17 protein-coding genes and 1 pseudogene are annotated in these 16,917 nt (G+C 64.7%); 15 read left to right on the top strand and 3 right to left on the bottom strand.

Going from position 1 to position 16,917, the window contains the following annotated elements; genetic code table 11:
- Positions 1–6: 6 nt before the first annotated feature.
- From rpmD to eccB, 15 genes and pseudogenes are all read left to right on the top strand, one after another.
- On the top strand, positions 7–192 hold the full coding sequence (rpmD, locus tag CGLAU_RS02020; RefSeq protein WP_095659251.1) for a 50S ribosomal protein L30: 186 nt from the start codon (positions 7–9) through the stop codon (positions 190–192).
- Positions 193–199: 7 nt separating this feature from the next.
- Positions 200–640, top strand: a pseudogene (rplO, locus tag CGLAU_RS02025) (50S ribosomal protein L15); the annotation flags it as partial.
- A gap of 452 nt (positions 641–1,092) precedes the next feature.
- Entirely contained in the window at positions 1,093–2,421 is a 1,329-nt protein-coding gene (gene secY, locus CGLAU_RS02030) for a preprotein translocase subunit SecY (RefSeq protein ID WP_095659253.1), read from the top strand.
- Entirely contained in the window at positions 2,421–2,966 is a 546-nt protein-coding gene (locus CGLAU_RS02035; protein ID WP_095659254.1) for an adenylate kinase, read from the top strand. The genes secY and CGLAU_RS02035 overlap by 1 nt, the downstream gene beginning before the upstream one ends.
- 85 nt (positions 2,967–3,051) lie before the next feature.
- A complete protein-coding gene (gene map / locus CGLAU_RS02040; protein ID WP_095659255.1) occupies positions 3,052–3,849 on the top strand; it encodes a type I methionyl aminopeptidase in 798 nt (265 codons plus the stop codon).
- A gap of 49 nt (positions 3,850–3,898) precedes the next feature.
- Complete coding sequence (locus CGLAU_RS02045) at positions 3,899–4,744, top strand: L,D-transpeptidase (protein WP_095659256.1); 846 nt, start codon at positions 3,899–3,901, stop codon at positions 4,742–4,744.
- A gap of 191 nt (positions 4,745–4,935) precedes the next feature.
- Positions 4,936–5,154: a translation initiation factor IF-1 gene (gene infA / locus CGLAU_RS02050; RefSeq protein ID WP_018017508.1), complete on the top strand. Its 219-nt coding sequence runs from the start codon at positions 4,936–4,938 to the stop codon at positions 5,152–5,154.
- A 182-nt stretch (positions 5,155–5,336) separates the two neighbouring features.
- Positions 5,337–5,705 carry a 30S ribosomal protein S13 gene (gene rpsM, locus CGLAU_RS02055; RefSeq protein ID WP_095659257.1) on the top strand — a complete coding sequence of 123 codons (369 nt, stop codon included), beginning with the start codon at positions 5,337–5,339 and terminating at the stop codon, positions 5,703–5,705.
- Between the two features lie 3 nt (positions 5,706–5,708).
- Positions 5,709–6,110 (top strand): 30S ribosomal protein S11, encoded by a 402-nt coding sequence (rpsK, locus tag CGLAU_RS02060; RefSeq protein WP_095659258.1) that lies wholly within the window; start codon positions 5,709–5,711, stop codon positions 6,108–6,110.
- Between the two features lie 27 nt (positions 6,111–6,137).
- A complete protein-coding gene (gene rpsD, locus CGLAU_RS02065; protein ID WP_095659259.1) occupies positions 6,138–6,743 on the top strand; it encodes a 30S ribosomal protein S4 in 606 nt (201 codons plus the stop codon).
- A gap of 86 nt (positions 6,744–6,829) precedes the next feature.
- On the top strand, positions 6,830–7,843 hold the full coding sequence (locus CGLAU_RS02070; RefSeq protein ID WP_095659260.1) for a DNA-directed RNA polymerase subunit alpha: 1,014 nt from the start codon (positions 6,830–6,832) through the stop codon (positions 7,841–7,843).
- A gap of 61 nt (positions 7,844–7,904) precedes the next feature.
- A complete protein-coding gene (rplQ, locus tag CGLAU_RS02075) occupies positions 7,905–8,489 on the top strand; it encodes a 50S ribosomal protein L17 (RefSeq protein ID WP_095659261.1) in 585 nt (194 codons plus the stop codon).
- A gap of 85 nt (positions 8,490–8,574) precedes the next feature.
- Entirely contained in the window at positions 8,575–9,438 is an 864-nt protein-coding gene (truA, locus tag CGLAU_RS02080) for a tRNA pseudouridine(38-40) synthase TruA (protein WP_095659262.1), read from the top strand.
- A gap of 59 nt (positions 9,439–9,497) precedes the next feature.
- Complete coding sequence (locus tag CGLAU_RS02085; RefSeq protein ID WP_198304980.1) at positions 9,498–11,756, top strand: DUF6541 family protein; 2,259 nt, start codon at positions 9,498–9,500, stop codon at positions 11,754–11,756.
- Between the two features lie 119 nt (positions 11,757–11,875).
- Positions 11,876–13,120, top strand: a complete 1,245-nt coding sequence (gene eccB, locus CGLAU_RS02090) for a type VII secretion protein EccB (RefSeq protein ID WP_095659263.1) — start codon at positions 11,876–11,878, stop codon at positions 13,118–13,120.
- On the opposite strand, the gene CGLAU_RS02095 is transcribed toward eccB, so the two are convergent.
- The 3 genes from CGLAU_RS02095 to CGLAU_RS02105 form a co-directional block, all read right to left on the bottom strand.
- A complete protein-coding gene (locus tag CGLAU_RS02095; protein ID WP_232507154.1) occupies positions 13,086–14,309 on the bottom strand; it encodes a S8 family serine peptidase in 1,224 nt (407 codons plus the stop codon). The genes eccB and CGLAU_RS02095 overlap by 35 nt on opposite strands.
- 2 nt (positions 14,310–14,311) lie before the next feature.
- Entirely contained in the window at positions 14,312–15,631 is a 1,320-nt protein-coding gene (eccD, locus tag CGLAU_RS02100; protein WP_157731237.1) for a type VII secretion integral membrane protein EccD, read from the bottom strand.
- Positions 15,632–15,725: 94 nt separating this feature from the next.
- A complete protein-coding gene (locus tag CGLAU_RS02105; RefSeq protein WP_095659265.1) occupies positions 15,726–16,847 on the bottom strand; it encodes an Hsp70 family protein in 1,122 nt (373 codons plus the stop codon).
- Positions 16,848–16,917: the final 70 nt, after the last annotated feature.

Genomic DNA, 16,917 nt, shown 5'->3' on the forward strand with positions numbered 1-16,917 from the left:
ACCACCATGGCACTGAAGATTACGTTGCACCACGGCAAGGTGGGCGAGAAGCCGGTCACCCGCAAGAACCTGGAAGCTCTGGGTCTGCGCAAGATCGGTCAGTCTGTGATCAAGCAGGACAACGCCGCGACCCGCGGCCAGATCCTGAAGGTGCGCCACCTGGTCACCGTCGAAGAAGTTGCAGGGGAGTAGATAGCACATGGCTGACATCATCAAGCTCCATGACCTGCGTCCGGCTCAGGGCGCAAACAAGGCTAAGACCCGCGTCGGTCGCGGTGAGGCCTCCAAGGGTAAGACCGCAGGCCGCGGTACGAAGGGCACCAAGGCTCGTAAGCAGGTTTCCGCTGCTTTCGAGGGTGGCCAGATGCCGCTGCACATGCGTCTGCCGAAGCTGAAGGGCTTTAAGAACCCGAACCGCGTCGAGTACCAGGTGGTCAACGTTTCCGACCTGGCAAAGGCGTTCCCGAACGGTGGCTCCATCGCCATCGCCGACATCGTCGCAGCGGGCCTGGTCCGCGCGAAGGAGCCGGTGAAGGTGCTGGGCAACGGTGACATCGACGTCAAGCTCGACGTGACCGCCACCAAGTTCTCCAAGTCCGCAGTTGAGAAGCTCGAGGCTGCTGGTGGCTCCGCGAACGCTGAGGAGTTCTCCTCGCGCGCGCCGAAGAGCACCGACGGCCCGTCCGCTTCCGCTGCAGGCGAGGCAAGCCCGGCCGCTGAGGCGACCGAGGGTGCTCGTGGCGTGCTGGACTCCGACCCGCTGCAGGGTGGCTCCACCGTCGTCGAGGCTGAGCCTGAGGACACCACCGAGGCTTAAGCACACGGTTCGACGCTAACGCGTCGTCATTTCGACCCCCGCTTCCGGACATGCTCCGGGCCGGGGGTCGTTTGCGTGCGTCAACCATCCAAGCGCTGATCGCCCGGCACGGCCACCGCAAATACCGTTTTCGCGCATCCTGCTGCTAGGGTAGTGGGGTCATAGACAGCCGGTGGGCTTTCGCCTGCCTTTTCGCAGCGCACGCGCCGGCTGACGGCAATGAAAACTGTCCGCTACCTCTCGTCGCGCCACTGCGGTGGGAGCCAGGAGGCTTTGTGTCCGCTATTGCTCAGGCGTTCAAGGACCCTGATCTTCGCAAGAAGATCCTCATCACCGTTGCGCTGATGATCCTGTACCGCGTTGGTTCTCAGATTCCGACGCCGGGCGTCGACTACGCATTGATCAACCAGCGTCTGCAGGACATCTCCCAAGGCGAGCAAGCCACGATGTTCTCCATCATCGGCCTGTTCTCCGGTGGTGCGCTGCTGCAGCTGTCGATCTTCGCCATCGGCATCATGCCGTACATTACGGCGTCGATTATCGTCCAGCTGCTCACTGTGGTGATCCCGAAGTTCGAGGAGCTGAAGAAGGAAGGCCAGGCCGGCCAGACGAAGATGACGCAGTACACGCGCTACCTCACCGTCGCGCTTGCGCTGCTCCAGTCCGCCGGCATCGTCGCGCTGGCTGACCGCGAGCAACTCCTTGGCCAGGGCATGCCGGTGCTGGTGGAAGACCGCAACGTCTGGACCCTGATCATGATGATCGTGGTCATGACCTCGGGCGCGATCCTCATCATGTGGCTCGGCGAGATCATCACGGAAAAGGGCGTGGGCAACGGTATGTCGCTGCTCATCGTCGCCGGTATCGCTACTCAAATTCCTTCAGAGGGTGCCTTCATTCTCGCGAACTCGGGCGTGCTCACGTTCACCCTGGTTGTGCTCGCGCTCGTCATCCTGGTTGTCGGCATCATCTTTATCGAGCAGGGCCAGCGCCGTATCCCGGTGCAGTACGCAAAGCGCATGGTGGGCCGTCGCCAGTACGGTGGTTCTTCCACCTACCTGCCGCTCAAGGTCAACCAGGCCGGTGTGATCCCGGTGATCTTCGCGTCCTCGCTTATGTACGTACCGGTGCTGATCACCCAGATCGCCACCATGAACAAGCCGACCCCGCCGGACAACTGGTGGATGAACAACATCATGGCCTGGCTTCAAAACCCGGGTTCGTGGCAGTACATCCTGACCTACGTTGTGCTGATCATCTTCTTCTCTTACTTCTACGTCTCCATCCAGTACGACCCGGTGGATCAGGCAGAGAACATGAAGAAGTACGGCGGCTTCATCCCGGGCATTCGCCCTGGCCGCGCAACCGCCGAGTACCTCGCGTTCGTGATGAACCGCCTGCTGTTCGTCGGTGCAATTTACCTCGCGCTGATCGCGGTGCTGCCGAACCTGGCAATGGACGCTGGCGTGACCGGCTCCGGCCAGATGGGCATGAGCGCGTTCGGCGGTACGGCAATCCTAATTATGGTTTCGGTCGCGCTGACTACCGTCAAGCAGATCGAATCCCAACTCCTCCAATCCAACTACGAAGGACTTTTGCGATAATGCGTCTCGTTCTCCTCGGCCCTCCCGGTGCTGGCAAGGGCACCCAGGCGGCCATCCTCTCCGAAAAGCTCGGCGTCCCGCACATCTCTACCGGTGACCTCTTCCGCGCCAACATCGGCGAGGGCACCCCGCTCGGCCTCGAGGCGAAGAGCTACATCGACGCCGGCAAGCTCGTGCCCACCGACGTCACCGCCCGCATGGTGGAGGCACGCCTGGACGAGGACGACGCGAAGGACGGCTTCCTTCTCGACGGCTTCCCGCGCACGGTGGAGCAGGCAGAGATCCTCACCGACCTGCTGGACAAGCACGGTCACTCCCTCGATGGCGTGCTGAACTTCGTCGTCGACGAGGACGTGGTGGTTGAGCGCATGCTCGCCCGCGGCCGCGCAGACGACAACGAGGAGACCATCCGCACCCGTCTCGGCGTCTACCGCGATGAGACGGCTCCGCTGATCGACCACTACGGCGACGCGATTATCTCCATCGACGCTGTCGGCGATGTGGACGAGATCAACTCCCGCGCGATGCAGGCGCTGGGCAAGTAACGCTCGCTTGTATATCGGCCGGTGCTTGCACCGGCCTTTCGCATTTTCGCTTATCGACGACCCTTTGAAGGACGCATTTCCCACCATGGCTTTCCGTAAACGCAAAATTGCCGCGAAAACCCCGGAGGAGCTCGACGCGATGGAAGCCGCCGGGCGCATCGTCGGTGTTGCCCTGCAGGAGGTCCGCGCCGCTGCGAAGCCCGGTGCGACCACCCTCGATCTCGATACCGTCGCCGAGACGGTGATCCGCGATCACGGCGCCATACCGACGTTTTTGGGGTACAACGGCTTTCCCGGCTCGATCTGCGCAAGTGTGAACGAGGTCGTGGTTCACGGCATTCCAAGCAATGAGGTTGTACTCACTGAAGGGGACTTGGTCTCCATCGACTGCGGCGCCACGTTTAACGGCTGGGTCGGGGACTCCGCTTGGTCTTTTGGGGTAGGGCGGTTGGAAGGTGCCGTCGACAAGCTCAATGCTGCGACTGAGTGGGTGCTGATGGAGGGGCTCAAGGCCATGGTGCCGGGCAACAAGCTGACCGATGTGTCGCACGCGTTGGAGCAGGCGACATATGCGGCGGAGGAGCGCTTCGGGGTGGAACTTGGCATCCTCGATGGCTATGGCGGGCACGGTATCGGGCGCACGATGCACGAGGATCCGTACCTGGCGAATGAGGGTCGGCCTGGTCGCGGGCCGGTGATTCAGGAAGGCTCTGTGCTGGCGATTGAGCCGATGTTGATTCTCGGCGGCGAAACCGATTCGCGGGTGCTTGAGGATGACTGGACAGTTGTCACACTTGATGGTTCACCTGCGGCGCACTGGGAGCACACCGTGGCCGCGACCGCGAATGGCCCGCGCATTCTCACACCGCGGGACACGGCTTAAACCGCTGTTCGCGCGCGTAAGACATAGGGCGCGGGTTATACTTTTGCCCATGTCATACTCTTCCCGCCACGCAGCGCTGTCTGTGCCGTCCAAGGTTAAGCGGCGCGTGCTCTCCGTTGCCGCCAGCGCAGGCGTTGTTGTCTCCCTCATCGTGAACCCTGCTGTCGCCGCCGCGCAGCCGGCATCACCGCTTCAGCAGTTCTCCTCCAGCGCCTCCAGCACCGGGCTTGACGCTTTCGTAAGCCAGGTAAACGCGCAGTACGCTTCGTTGAGCTCGAGCCCGGATGTCGCCGTACGCGACGCCGCGTGGAACCTGCGCACCTCGCTGCGCCAGCAGGCAGATGCCCTTGGCGCACTGAACCCGGAGCTGCCCGCCCAAGCGAAGGCCGCCATCGACCAGACGGTGGAGACGTTCTTCCCGGGTCTGATCGCGGAACGCACTCCTGCACCGGCCCCGGCACCCACACCTGCACCGGAAGCTGCTCCGGCTCCCGCACCTGCACCGGAAGCTGCTCCGGCCCCGGCACCCGCGCCGGCGTTCGACTACGGTTCTTGCCCGAAGGATGCGAAGGCCTGCATCGACCTCGACGGTCGCCGCTCCTGGCTGCAGCGTAACGGCGAGGTGTACTACGGATCCGTGTTCATCGGCCCGGGCCGCCCTGGTCACGAGACCCCGCGCGGCACCTTCTACGTGAACCGCAAGGTGATCGACGAGATCTCCTGGGAGTTTAACAACGCCCCGATGCCGTACGCGGTGTACTTCACCAACAACGGCATCGCGTTCCACCAGGGCGATCCGAACATCCTCTCCCACGGCTGCATTCGCATGCACCGTGCGGACGCGCAGAAGTACTACAACGACCTGCAGATCGGCGACAAGGTTTACGTCTACTAAACCGTCGGCACCCGCCCGCTCCGAGTCGCAACCGCGGCCGGGGCGGGTTTGTCTTTTCGCAGGTGGGTGGCTATTATCGTGGTTTGGTGCAGAGCGGGCGGTGGACGCCGACCCTGCCTGCGCCGCGTAGCAATTCGGAAAATACGTCAAGTACCTGCGCGAACGCGCGGGTGCTGTAGGAAGTGGAGTGTATGGCAAAAGAAGGCGCAATCGAGGTTGAGGGCCGTATCGTCGAGCCCTTGAAGAACGCGATGTTCCGAGTCGAGTTGGACAACGGGCACGAGGTTCTCGCCCACATCAGTGGCAAGATGCGCCAGCACTACATCCGCATCCTCCCGGAGGACCGCGTCATCGTGGAGCTTTCCCCGTACGACCTGGACCGCGGGCGTATTACTTACCGCTACAAGTAACAACTTTCGCCTCCTTACCCACGGCGCATCCCTAGGTGGATGTGTCTTTTCACCTCCGGCCACGGTGGCCGGAGCCGCGTGAAACCCCAGCCCATCCTCCGGCACGGCCCGGACAAAGTGTTGGAAGGCGCGGACGGGTGGGGAGAAAACCACCGTAACAACCCGAAAGGAACGTGACCCTCATGGCACGTCTTGCTGGTGTGGATCTCCCGCGCAACAAGCGTATGGAGATTGCACTCACCTACATCTATGGCATCGGCCCGACCCGATCCAAGGAACTGCTCGAGATGACGGGCATTTCTCCTGACCTGCGCACCGACAATCTGTCGGACGAGCAGCTCTCCCAGCTGCGCGACGCGATTGAGAACAACTACACGGTCGAGGGTGACCTGCGCCGCGAGGTACAGGCTGACATCCGCCGCAAGATCGAAATTGGCTCTTACCAGGGTCTGCGCCACCGCCGCGGTCTGCCGGTTCGCGGCCAGCGTACGAAGACCAACGCGCGTACCCGCAAGGGCCCGAAGAAGACCATCGCAGGAAAGAAGAAGTAACACATGCCACCGAAGACTCGTCAGGGCGCGCGTCGCGGACGTCGCGTCGTCAAGAAGAATGTGACCTCCGGTCACGCATACATCAAGTCCACCTTCAACAACACCATCGTGTCCATCACGGACCCGTCCGGTGCTGTGATCTCCTGGGCATCCTCCGGCCACGTCGGCTTCAAGGGTTCCCGTAAGTCCACTCCGTTCGCCGCACAGATGGCAGCTGAGAACGCTGCGCGCAAGGCGATGGAGCACGGCATGAAGAAGGTTGACGTGTTTGTTAAGGGTCCGGGCTCCGGCCGCGAGACCGCAATCCGTTCGCTCCAGGCCGCTGGCCTGGAGGTGTCCTCGATCTCGGACGTGACCCCGCAGCCGTTCAACGGTTGCCGTCCGCCGAAGCGTCGTCGCGTTTAAGGCAGAAAGGAAAAGAGGTACTACATCATGGCTCGTTACACCGGCCCTGCTACCCGTAAGTCCCGTCGCCTCCGCGTCGACCTTGTCGGCGGCGACATGTCCTTCGAGCGCCGTCCCTACCCTCCTGGGCAGGCTGGCCGCGCTCGCATCAAGGAATCCGAGTACCTGCTCCAGCTGCAGGAGAAGCAGAAGGCTCGCTTCACCTACGGCGTGATGGAGAAGCAGTTCCGCCGCTACTACGAGGAGGCTAACCGCCTCCCGGGCAAGACCGGCGACAACCTGCTGGTGCTTTTGGAGTCCCGCCTGGACAACGTTGTCTACCGCGCTGGTCTGGCCAACACCCGTCGTCAGGCTCGCCAGCTTGTGTCGCACGGCCACTTCACGGTCAACGGCAAGCAGGTCGACGTTCCGTCCTTCCAGGTCACCCAGTACGACATCATCGATGTCCGCGACAAGTCCCGCAACATGCTCTGGTTCGAAGAGGCCCAGGACAACTTGCTTGACGCTGTCGTTCCGGCCTGGCTGCAGGTCGTTCCGGAGACCCTGCGCATCCTCGTGCACCAGCTGCCCGAGCGCGCTCAGATCGACGTTCCGCTGCAGGAGCAGCTCATCGTCGAGCTCTACTCGAAGTAAGCACTCGCTTTTCGACGTTTACTTCAACCGCGTAATCTTCCATCACCTACCGGCATCAAATAGCGGGTGCCGAAAAAGGAGAAGTCATGCTCATCTCTCAGCGTCCCCAACTGACCGAGGAGTACATCGATACCAACCGCTCGAAGTTCGTCATCGAACCGCTTGAGCCTGGTTTCGGCTACACCCTGGGTAACTCGCTGCGCCGCACGCTGTTGTCGTCCATCCCGGGCGCGGCAGTGACCTCGATCAAGATCGAGGGTGTGCTGCATGAGTTCACCACGATCAACGGCATCAAGGAGAACGTCTCTGAGATCGTCCTCAACGTGAAGGACCTGGTGCTGTCCTCCGACTCTGACGAGCCGGTGGTTATGTACCTGTCCGTTGAGGGCCCTGGCGATGTCACCGCAGCGGCAATTGAGCCGCCGGCTGGCGTGGAGATCCACAACCCGGATCTGCACATCGCATCCCTGAACGAGCAGGCTCGCCTCGAGATGGAGCTTGTTGTCGAGCGTGGCCGCGGCTACGTCCCGGCCATGCCGAACTCCGGCGGAGAGGTCGGCCGCATCCCGGTCGACCAGATCTACTCCCCGGTCACCCGCGTCGCCTACAAGGTTGAGGCGACCCGTGTCGAGCAGCGCACCGACTTTGACAAGCTCATCATCGATGTTGAGACCAAGAACTCGATGACTGCCCGCGACGCACTGGCTTCCGCTGGCTCCACCTTGGTGGAGCTGTTCGGCCTGGCTCGCGAGCTGAACACCATGGCTGAAGGCATTGAGATCGGCCCGTCCCCGCAGGAGACGGAGTACATCGCCGCCTACAACATGCCCATCGAGGACCTGAACTTCTCCGTGCGCTCCTACAACTGCCTGAAGCGCCAGAACATCGCGACCGTCGGCGAGTTGGCGGAGCACACCGAGTCCGACCTGTTGGACATCCGTAACTTCGGCCAGAAGTCCATCAACGAGGTCAAGATCAAGCTCGCTAACCTGGGCCTGGCCTTGAAGGACACCCCGGAAGATTTCGATCCGACCCAGATCGAAGGCTACGACGCCGAGACTGGTGACTACATCGACACCGCCGCGGACGACGCCGAGTAAGGCGTCGAGCACAGAGTAGACGCAAGAGACACTCACAAACCGCACACGAGGAGTTACAACCATGCCTACCCCTAAGAAGGGTGCCCGACTCGGAGGGTCCGCCAAGCACCAGGAGCACATCCTGTCCAACCTGGCGCAGTCCCTGTTCGAGCACGGCGCAATCACCACCACCGAGGCAAAGGCGAAGATGCTTCGCCCGTACGCCGAGAAGCTGATCACCAAGGCGAAGAAGGGCACGCTGGCTGACCGCCGCGCCGTGGCCGCTGAGCTGCCGAACAAGGACATCGTTGCGCACCTGTTCAACGACCTTGCCCCGGTGTTTGCAAACCGCGAGGGCGGCTACACCCGCTCCATCAAGGTTGGCAACCGCACCGGCGACAACGCTGCGATGGTCAACATCTCCCTTGTCACCGAGGAGACCGTGTCCAGCGAGGCAACCCGCACCGCCCGCGCCGCTGCATCCCGCAAGGCGCAGGAGGAGCAGGCCGCTGAGGCTGAGGCAGCTGAGACCGTCGACCCGGCTGAGACCGAGACCGTCGAGGCCGAGCAGGCTGCCGAGGTTGAGGCTGCTGAGGCTGCCGACGATGCAGCTGTTGACGCTGACGCCGCTGAGCCGGAGACCCCGGAGCAGGAGCAGCAGAAGTAAGTTCTGACTCGCACCGCTGAACTAGCCGGCAACCGGATTGATTCTCCGGTCGCCGGTTTTTTCGTGCTGCTACGCTGCCAACACGATGGAACCCACACCCAACGCTGCGCCCGAGATGATGCGCCTGCGCCTCGACATCGCCTACGACGGCACCGACTTCCACGGCTGGGCGCGCCAGACCGACGGCACCCGCACCGTGCAAGCCACGATTGAAGACGCCATGTCGCTCGTGCTCCGGGTACCCGTGTCGCTTACCGTCGCCGGGCGCACGGACGCGGGCGTGCACGCCGCCGCGCAGGTCGCCCACACCGATATTCCCCGCGCCAGTTTGCAGCAGCGTTCGCTGGATGGGGATGCGGGCAAAATGGTCCGTCGATTAGCAAAACTGCTCCCTGAAGACGTGCGGGTGTTTGGGGTCCAAGAAGTACCAGAGCTTTTCGACGCCCGGTTTGCCGCACTTTCCCGCAGCTATACGTACCGGGTGACCACCGATCCAGCGGGCGCGCTGCCCACCCGTGCGCGCGACACCGCTGTGTGGGGCAAACCCGTCGACCTCGCGCGGGTGCAGGAGGCGGCAAAGGCACTGGTGGGGCTGAACGACTTCGCCGCATTCTGCAAGCCCCGCGAGCACGCAACCACCATCCGGGAGGTGTTGGGGTTTGAGTGGCGCGACGCCTCGAGCGCGCACGAGCCCGGGTTGCTGGAGGCGCATATCACCGCCGACGCGTTTTGCTGGAACATGGTGCGCGCGCTGGTGGCTGCGAGCCTGACGGTGGGGGAGGGCCGCCGCGATCTGGAGTGGGCGGTTGGGCTGCTGGCGAAGGACGCGCGCGACCCCGAGGTGCCGCTTGCCCCGGCGAAGGGGTTGACGCTGACGGGCGTGGAGTACCCGCGGGAGGAAGACTTGGCGGCGCGGGTGCAAGTTACCCGTGACCGGCGTAGCCTCTAACGCGCAATACAATGCATGCGGTAAGTTTCCTCTGATACATCCCGGAGCTTGGAGGCGCCATGACGACGACTGCCGCCGCGTGGTTCGCCGTCGCATTTTTCTTGCTTCCAGGCTTTGTTATTAACTGGGTTGCGGGCATGCGGGCGCCAGCGGCCGCTGCGGCAGCGCTGCCGGTGACCTTCGGCGTGATCGGTTTGGGCGCCTGGGGCTGGGGGCTCACGACCGCGCCGTTCAACCTGTGGACGTACGGGGTCTCCGTGGTCATCGCGGTGCTTGTGGCCGCGGTGTGGCGCGCCGCGTTCGTGCGCAGGGCCCGCAGGTGGAAGACCGTGACGTGGCGCAGGGCGTTGTTCCCCGGCAAGTGGCGCGAACGCAGCCTGCTTGATCCGTATTGGATTCTGCCCGGCGCGGGCATCGCGGTGGGGGCGTTCATGTTGATCTCGGATCGGCTCGCGTGGCTGGTGCGCCTGCCGCACGGGGTGAACAACATCGTGCAAGGGTGGGACGTGCAGTGGCACGCGAACACGGTGCGCTTCATCATGGACACCGGAATCGCGTCCTCGACGCGCATGGGTGAGCTGCAAAACGTGGAGACGCACGCAGATCTGCTCTACCCGGCGGCGTTCCACGCGGGCATTGCGCTCTTCGGCGAGGCGGCGGGCCTAGACCCGGTGCCCGCGCTGAACATCGGGCATGTGGTGCTGAGCGGGTTGGCGCTGCCGATCACGATGGCGTGCCTGGTGTTCGCGTTCCTGCGCTCGCGCGGGGTGACGGCGCAGATCGGCGCCGGATTGGCCGCGATCGCGATCTACGCCGCGCCGCAGGTGGCGTGGATTGGCGACTACGTCGGCATGTGGCCGTACCTCTTCGCCATGTCCATGACGGGCATTGTCATCTGGCAGTTCATCTCGGTGCCAGGGGCCCGGGCCAGCGCGCTGTCTGCGGCGATCGGGTTTGTCGGGGTGCTGATCGCGCACCCGTCGGCGGTGACCGTGATTGTCATCGCCGTGGTGCTGTTCTGGCTCACCTCCACCCTGGTGCGCCCGGAGCGCAGCCGCGTCATGGACACGGTCTGGATGGCGCTGCCGGCGGTTGGCGGTGCGCTCGCGTTCCTGCCGATCGCACTGGCCGGCTCGGATCAGGCGGAGGAAGTCTCCGGCTGGCAGGCGTATGAGGATCCTTCGAATACCGACGGCTGGGAAACCGCCTTCTCGATGGAGACCCGCCACATCCTTGAGTTCTTCCCGGATTTCGACGCGACCATTGCGCTGTGGCTCGCCGGCTTCGGTGCCCTTGTGGCGCTGTTTTGGCGAGGACAGATCTGGCCGGCGCTGCTTTACCTGATCAGCCTCACCGCCACCGTCAACGCCGTTGAACCGTTCGACACCTGGTACGGCGATGCGTTGGCGGCGATTGGCAACCTGCACTACAACACCGCGCACCGCCTCATCCTGCCGGTGGCGATGTGCGTGGTTGCCGGCGCCGCGATCGCTGTCGCGGCAATGATCCGGCTGATCACCCTGGCACCCATCGCAGCGCGCCGTAACAGCCCCGCCTGGGCGCGGGCGACCACTGCGGCGTCCGCGGCGGTGGCGGTTGCCGTTGGAGCATTCGCCGTTCCCGCGGTGCGTGAGGCGACGTTGGACGGGGCAAAGGACGCGTTCTCGTCCGCTCGCACCGGCGAGCGCATGGTGAGTAACGACGACCTCGCCGCCTTCGACTGGCTCGCCTCCCAGCCCGCGGCGTTCGAGGGCTACACCATGGGCGTGCCTTCGGACGGCCACTCCTGGATCTATGCCATCGAGGGTGTGCCGACGCTGGCGCGTCACTTCCAGTGGCCCACTGGCGGGCGCGGTTCTGACTTCGACATCTTGTACTGGCAGCCCGACTTCATCGGCGAGGGCCTGCGCGGCGACCCGACAGCAGAAACCATCGCAGATAAGGCAATTGAAGAGCTGAACGTGAAGTTCTTCATCTCCAGCCCTGGGTTGTTCTGGTGGTACCAATTGCCACGGTTCGAGATAATCCGCGGGTTCTGGGTATCCAAGGGTGTGACACCCGTCTACCGCAAGGGTGACGTGGTCATCTTCGCGGTGAACAGCCAGTTCACCGACATGGAACTCAAAGACATGCGCCGCGACGCACTCGAGCACGGCTCCGAAGAGTTGGCCGAGCTCTCGCCCTCCGGTTTGCCGGCTCCGCCAGACCCCACCGGCCCCACCGGCCCCACCGGCCCCACCGGCCCCGCCGGCCCCGCCGAAAACGACTCCGCGGGCAGCGGCACCGCCACCTGGAACACCATGGGCGTGCTGAACTAGCCCGGTCTCGTCCGAAGCTCGGTCTTGCACAACCCAGCGCATCCGCCCCTCAAGCGCTAAGGTGAACCCGAAGCTGGTTCGGGGGAGCCGGCGCAAGCACACGGGGGAAATTGCACGCCATGGCGAAACGTCTTTTGCCAACCACAAAAACGCAGGTTTCAGGCCACCGCTTCATGCGCCGACGCGTCGAGCACGGGCTGATCTTCGGCGACGTGCGCATGATCCACGACCCGCTGGGTTCGCGCCGACGCGCCATGATCTTCGGGCTGGTCGCCGTGTGCATGATCTCCGGCGTGATGGGGCTCTTCGCGTGGATGCGGCCCAACCCCGACCCCGGCGACGCCCCGATCCTCCGCGCAGCGGACGGCACGCTTTACGTGCGCGTCGAGGATGCCGCACACCCGGTCACGAACCTCACCTCCGCGCGCCTCATCGCCGGCGGCCCCGCGGAGCCGGCGCGTGTCGGCGACGAGTATCTCACGGCCCTCGCCAGAGGCGTGCCAGTCGGCATCGTGACCGCCCCGTCGATGTTTGCCACCGACGCCAACACCCACGACTCCTGGTCCGCCTGCACCAGCGGCGATGCGATCGTGGTTCGCGCGGGCGATGCCCCACCGCCGCTCGCCTCTGACGAAGCCGTGCTGGCCACTGCCGATAGCCGGGAATGGGTCGTGACCGCCACCGGCCGCACCGAGCTTCCGCCATCAACCACTCCGGAAGGTCGCATTCTGCGTCGTGGCCTCGGCATCGACGCATCCACTCCGCGCTGGGAGCCGCCTGCCAAGGTCCTCGTCGGCATCCGCGAACTCCCACCGTTCGCCTTCCCCTCACCAACGCCCGCCGTGCTGCGCACCGAGGCAGGCTCCTGGTTGCGCACCGCATCCGGAGGGGTCCAGGAGATCACTTCATTGCAGGAGCAATTGCTTATCGACGCCTCGGCCCAACGCATCAATATCACCAGAGCCGACATCGCCACCTACCCGGATGCAGACCCGCCGGTGGAGCTGCAGTTGCCGGAGGTTGCACCAACCTGGGTCGACCCGGAATCGCGTGCGATCTGCGTGAGCCCAGACGGCGGCGGTGCGGTCCTCGCTCCGGATGAAGCGCTGGCGGGTGCGATCGAGCTGTCCGGCTCCGCGGTAGCCACGCATTTCGCAGGTCTTGCCAACGGGTCTGTCGGCGCCGATTCCGGCCACGGCTTTCACGTGATTGCGGGCAACGGGCTGCGCCATTCGGTGCCGCAACGCGAGACGCTGGAGATGATCGGCGTGGAACGGATCGACGAGGTGGCGTGGCCCATTTTGGCGCTGCTGCCGGAGGGTGATGCGCTTACGCGTGAGGCAGCGCTCGTCGCCACGTATTAGCAACCGCGGCCGCGGTGAGCAGTGCGAGCGCTGCAGCCGCAAGCACCCAGCCCCTGACCGCGACGTCCGAGGATTCCTCGGCCGTAGGCGTGATCAATAGCGGCGCCGCCTCTTCGGCACTGTCAGCAGGCAGGTGGGTGATCACCCCGTACGGATCGACCGCGCCGTCGCCGGGCTCGGCCGCGGCGTAGATGAGTTCGCGGATCTCAGCGGGGTTCAAATGCGGGTGGCGCTCTCGCAGCAGCGCGACAGCTCCCGAAACCATCGGTGCTGCGAAGCTGGTGCCGGTGTAGGGCGTCACGGTTCCTTTTGTGCCGTGGGTGCCTGCGGCCCACCCGGATCCGTCGGAGGCCAGCGCCGCTTCCACCTGGCCCGGCGCGGACACGCTGCGATCCGGTGCAGGAACGGAATAGCTTGCCAAGGAATAGTCGTCAGCGCGGGCACCCACCGCAATCACCGTCGGTGAGTGCGCGGGTACCACCGTGTACCCGTCTTGGCATTCATCGCTGGCGTTTCCAGCCGCAGCAACCACCACTGCACCCTCGGCCTCGGCCCTGGCGAGTGCCGCATCAACCACGCGTGTGTCCACCCGTTTTGCGACTTCGGGCGGCAAACACGAGACCACAGAAATGTTGATCACCTTGGCGTGCTCGTCGAGGGCGTTATGGATCGCGTCTGCCAAGGTCTGCAATGTGCCGCCGCTGTCCGCCGCCTCCGTGTCTTCGCCGGGGTCAGTCCAAGGGTCAGTCCCAGGGGCGGTCACAGTGCGTTCGCGGTAGTGGGCCGAGGTCTGCCGGATCGACACCACCTCCGCGCCGGGAGCCACGCCGCGACTGCGCCCCGCGATGATGCCGGCGACCACAGTGCCGTGGCTGTCGCAGTCAAACTGCGGATCGGGTGCTGCGGGGTCGACAAAGTCGCGCCCCGCGATCACGTTGCCGAGTTCTGGGTGCGAGGCCACGCCGGTGTCGATCACTGCGACCCGCACGCTTGCGCCCGTCGCAAAGCGATGTGCCTGGTCAAGGGCGGGATCACCCGCCGGCAATGCGTCTGTACCAATGTGGGCGGGTTCTTTGCAGGCGTAGTCTTGCGCGTCCGCGGCGGGCGCGAGCGATAGCGCGGCGAATGCAGCGACACCCGTTGATGCCCAAAAGCGTGCGGCTCGAATGCGACGAGGTGGACGGCCCATACTTACAGCCCCCGGATCAAGGTGAACAACCCGGTGAGGTGCACCGCCAGAGGAATCACCGCGATGATGGCGGCTGCTTCAGCGCGTTCGAACCACACCACCGTGGTGGGCTCGAATTGCGGTACGCGCGGCGCCCACAGGGGTGCGATGCTGGCAACCAAGACCACCACGATGGCGAGTGCGACTAATACGGGGTGCGGCTCCGGCATCCTCGCCACCACGTAAATGCTTGCTGCGGCCCCGGCTAGCGCGGTGAGCATCAGCGGCACCCGCGCCCCGGGGAAGTGGTGCCGCGAAGCGTAAAGCCCGAGCGCGCCGGCGGCGCTCAACGCCGTCGCAACCACCCAGCCGCCTCCCGCCGCCGCAAGGACAGCAAGCGCAGGGATAGCGCACACGGCAACAGCGCAGGACATTGCCTGCGTGATCGCTACGGCAACAGCACTGCGCGCATCCACGTCTGCCTGGTAGCCGTCGGAAGCCTCGAATTCCTCTCCGGCAGTTGGAATTCGCGGGATCTGCAAACCTGCGGCGCGGCTCGCAACACCAGGAGTCGCCATGACGGTAAGGACGGCCCCGAGCACGATCACCGCAGCAGGCGCGTTCGCCGCAGGCAGCCAAGCGCCGCCAGCTCCAACGCCGAGCAACACGGCAGCGGTGAGATAAAACGCGCTCATTGTGGGCCCGGCCAGACGCAGGACACCGCCGACCGCAACCAGCACCGCGGCCGCGAGTGCACCGGTGAGAACCCCGATGGCGGGATCGCTCGCGCTGAGCCACTCCGCCCGTGGGCCCGCCACCCACATCGCGGCCGCGATTGCCCCAAGAGCTGGAACGGGCCAGAACATGCCGCGCGAACGGGCCACTACGCCGACGACGAGCAAGACTAAGGCGCCGAGGCACAATGCTCCCGGCGTGGGAACAAGCCGATGAGCCAGCAGTGCGAACCCCGCAGCGCCAGCAACCCCTGCCGCCACGTCGAGGCCCTGAATCTCGCGTGCCTGCTGCGCTGCGGCACCCAAGGATTCCGCGGCGTCGCGTACAACGGGTGGTGCTGGCGGTTCGATGGGGTGGAGCGTGAGCACCGAGCCGTCGTAAAGCTTGAGCTTGTGAAGCGGGGTGTGCATGTCGAGGGGTGCTCCGCCGAGTGTCGAGGCCTGCCACGGACGGTGGATGTCCGGCACGTCGATGAGCCGTACGAGCTCGGGCAAGATCTCCGCGAGTGTCGATGCTGTCGGAAGCGTGACGTCGATGTCGCGGTGCAGGTTCGCCACGCTCACGCGCACCGTGACGCGCACGAGGTGGTGGGCCGAAGTGGCAACCACAGTAGATCCCCCCAGGGTCAAACACAGGTCAAACACAGGTCAAACTCGCGCGGACCCCCAATTGCCGCGCGGTGTGTGCGTCAAGTATGGCCGATCAGCGTTTGCGCGTCCACAGGAAATCGAAAAGCCCGGGTGCGGCTGGCTCACTCAGCGCCCCGCGTGCGACTGCGGTTTCCGGGTAGTCGAGTGGGGCGACGTTGCCGAATTCGCGCAGCACGTTCACCAATTGCGGAATCTGGGACACCCCGCCGACCGGGTAGATCGTCGCCGCATTGTTCAAGTTCTGCAGGTTCGCCTTTTTGTGCACCCGCTCCAGTAAGCGTCGGAGGTCATCGGTGACGTAGCGCAATTGCGGCTCGACCTCGGAGCGCAGAATGCCCAACTCGACGGTGTGACCACCGACCCTCACTGGAACGGTTACCACCGGCGAGTGGGAAAGGGCGTGCATTGCGCGTTTCATCTGGCGGAAGAACTCGTAGCGCTCCTCCATGTTGCGCGTGTTGTCCAGCGCGTTGGATAGGTGGGGGTATCTCTCCTCGAGATGGGTGCGTGCCGTCGAGAGCACCGCCTTATCCGTCGCCTTACCGTTGTCGTAGCGGGCAGAATCCGCTAAGACAACAGCAAATTCTCCGCCAGGCTGCGCTTCAAGCACTGCCGCTCGGGTATTGCCCGCGCCGCAGTCGCACACGATGATCCGCTCGCCGGGCCGCGCCCGGTGATGGGATGCGAAGTGGCGGGCGGCGGCGATGGGCTCCGGCATGAACCTCACCGCGGCGTGGGGTAGCCCCAGTGTCGCAGCAGCGTGAGTGATCTGCTGCATGGGGTCGGAGTCCTCGTCCCACTCGTACGGGTGGGTGATCACCACACCGCTCGGCGGGGTGTCGTTGTGCACCGCGATCGCCCGCTGCACCACGGACTGCATCACTATGGCTGCTGGCCAGTGCGGGGGCAGTGCTTGGCCCAGGACGTAGTGGCTCTTGGCGGACAGCATTTCCTTCGCGGACGGGATGAACCCCACCGGGTGCGCGACCTGCCTGGCCACAGCCTCGTGCCCGGCAAGGAATCTGCCCGGGTAGTCCCAGAACACACTGGACGGCATCCCCGGGCCGTCGTTGCTCAGCCACAGCGTCTCGGCCCCGCCGCGCCCCGCGTACGCATGTGCTGCGGTGGTCGTGGCGGTGCCGAGGTCGATCGACAAGGTCCATTCGTTGGCCATTGGGCAAACCTTTCAAGTGCGGTGCGCGATGTCTGCTGTGGTCTCCCCAGTTCAATGGGCTTGAAGCGCC

The sequence above is a fragment of the Corynebacterium glaucum genome, assembly GCF_002287505.1.
Lineage (GTDB): Bacteria > Actinomycetota > Actinomycetes > Mycobacteriales > Mycobacteriaceae > Corynebacterium > Corynebacterium glaucum.

What these genes read in the sequence shown, in the direction of transcription:
- CGLAU_RS02085 (WP_198304980.1), top strand. Translation starts at nt 9,498, where the DNA reads ATGACGACGACTGCCGCCGCGTGGTTCGCCGTCGCATTTTTCTTGCTT.
- map (WP_095659255.1), top strand. Translation starts at nt 3,052, where the DNA reads ATGGCTTTCCGTAAACGCAAAATTGCCGCGAAAACCCCGGAGGAGCTC.
- CGLAU_RS02095 (WP_232507154.1), bottom strand. Translation starts at nt 14,309, where the DNA reads ATGGGCCGTCCACCTCGTCGCATTCGAGCCGCACGCTTTTGGGCATCA.
- CGLAU_RS02105 (WP_095659265.1), bottom strand. Translation starts at nt 16,847, where the DNA reads ATGGCCAACGAATGGACCTTGTCGATCGACCTCGGCACCGCCACGACC.
- rpsM (WP_095659257.1), top strand. Translation starts at nt 5,337, where the DNA reads ATGGCACGTCTTGCTGGTGTGGATCTCCCGCGCAACAAGCGTATGGAG.
- CGLAU_RS02070 (WP_095659260.1), top strand. Translation starts at nt 6,830, where the DNA reads ATGCTCATCTCTCAGCGTCCCCAACTGACCGAGGAGTACATCGATACC.
- rplQ (WP_095659261.1), top strand. Translation starts at nt 7,905, where the DNA reads ATGCCTACCCCTAAGAAGGGTGCCCGACTCGGAGGGTCCGCCAAGCAC.
- truA (WP_095659262.1), top strand. Translation starts at nt 8,575, where the DNA reads ATGGAACCCACACCCAACGCTGCGCCCGAGATGATGCGCCTGCGCCTC.
- eccB (WP_095659263.1), top strand. Translation starts at nt 11,876, where the DNA reads ATGGCGAAACGTCTTTTGCCAACCACAAAAACGCAGGTTTCAGGCCAC.
- CGLAU_RS02045 (WP_095659256.1), top strand. Translation starts at nt 3,899, where the DNA reads ATGTCATACTCTTCCCGCCACGCAGCGCTGTCTGTGCCGTCCAAGGTT.
- CGLAU_RS02035 (WP_095659254.1), top strand. Translation starts at nt 2,421, where the DNA reads ATGCGTCTCGTTCTCCTCGGCCCTCCCGGTGCTGGCAAGGGCACCCAG.
- rpsK (WP_095659258.1), top strand. Translation starts at nt 5,709, where the DNA reads ATGCCACCGAAGACTCGTCAGGGCGCGCGTCGCGGACGTCGCGTCGTC.
- rpsD (WP_095659259.1), top strand. Translation starts at nt 6,138, where the DNA reads ATGGCTCGTTACACCGGCCCTGCTACCCGTAAGTCCCGTCGCCTCCGC.
- infA (WP_018017508.1), top strand. Translation starts at nt 4,936, where the DNA reads ATGGCAAAAGAAGGCGCAATCGAGGTTGAGGGCCGTATCGTCGAGCCC.
- rpmD (WP_095659251.1), top strand. Translation starts at nt 7, where the DNA reads ATGGCACTGAAGATTACGTTGCACCACGGCAAGGTGGGCGAGAAGCCG.